A 1,302-nucleotide genomic window follows, 5' to 3' on the forward strand; every position below is an offset into this window, starting at 1 on the left:
GCGAGCCGTAGGTGCGGTCGTAGTTGGAGAAGTTGGCGACGTAGATCCCGAAGCCGGCGGTCGCTATAGCGAGGGCAGCGATGGCGATGATGGCGCCGAGGCTGATCCAGCGGAACTTCGGCTGTTTGGCGTTGGGGGTGGCGTAGTACAGCACCGCGACGAGGAACACGATGACGAAGAGCATGACCGGCCATTTCGCGATGTCCCATGCGATTTGCACGCCCTGACCGAGGCCAAGGGCGTTGCCGATAGCGGTAGTGACATCACCCGAGATGACGAGACCGAGCGCGACGAGGACAAGCGCTACCACGGCAATGACGGTGACCAGCAGCTGCATCGGGCGCAGCTTCCAGAAGGGGCGTCCTTCGTCGATTTCGTAGATGCGGTTCATTGCACGGCTGAAAGCGCCCACGTATCCGGATGCTGACCAGAGGGCGAGGGCGATACCGGTGACGAGTGCGATACCGGCGCCTCGAGATGACGCGATCTGCTCGATCGGTTCGCGGAGCGTGTCAGCGGCGTTGGGGGCGACGTCTTGGATGATGCCGATGATGGCGTTGGCGGCGGCGTCGCCTTGGCCAACGACACCCAGTACGGAGAAGATCGCAATCAGCGCCGGAAATAGTGCGAGGACGGCGTAGTACACCAGGCCCGCGGCGGCGTCTGTGCACTGGTCAGCGGAGAATTCCCGCACTGTCTTTCGCAGCACGTACTTCCATGACCGCTTCGTCAGCTCGGTGGGAGAGTCTGGCTTCTCGTCAGCGTCCGGGTGCGGCGCATCCGCGCTGGTCTTATTGCCTGGTTTTTGCTTCAGCATGTCCGTCCCGAGGGTTCAGAGCACACCGCGCGTGTGCGGGCGCATTTCAGTGTCCGACATCAGGTGCCCCCACTGCAGGGGCTTGCCTGCCCACAGGCACCGCGTCCCGTGGGCTCAAGAGTCCTCGAGGTCGGTTCGCGAACGCGCAGCGTCTACGAGCTGATTTGCCTCGCGTCGCGAGTAGCCAGTACGGAGAATCTGGCGGAAATGACGCCGTTGATGCCGGGGTGTAGGGGTCGGCCATAAGCGATAGGGAGGTGTTCCGCCGTGCGGGCGGCCCGAGTTTGGCGGGCTCCCTTTGCCCGAGCATCGGCCTAGCCTCCCTTATTTCCTTGGCGCTTCCATCACGTAGCCGGCGCCGCGAACGGTGCGAATGAGCGGCTCCTGGCCGGCGTTGGTCTTCCTGCGCAGGTGATGGATGTAGAGCTCGACGACGTTGGAGCTTCCGCCGAATTCGTAGTTCCAGACGCGGTCGAGGATCTGCG

At 63.4% G+C, this 1,302-nt stretch carries 2 protein-coding genes; both read right to left on the minus strand.

Annotated elements, in window-relative coordinates; translation table 11 throughout:
* Positions 1-817, minus strand: an 817-nt coding sequence (locus D8Y23_RS16550) for a YihY/virulence factor BrkB family protein (RefSeq protein ID WP_164878297.1), incomplete at its 3' end; no start/stop codon positions are given.
* Positions 818-1,141: 324 nt separating this feature from the next.
* Positions 1,142-1,302, minus strand: a 161-nt coding sequence (locus D8Y23_RS16555) for a winged helix-turn-helix domain-containing protein (RefSeq protein ID WP_164878298.1), incomplete at its 5' end; no start/stop codon positions are given.

Origin of the sequence: Microbacterium enclense (assembly GCF_004022425.1) — a bacterium.
GTDB lineage: Bacteria > Actinomycetota > Actinomycetes > Actinomycetales > Microbacteriaceae > Microbacterium > Microbacterium enclense_A.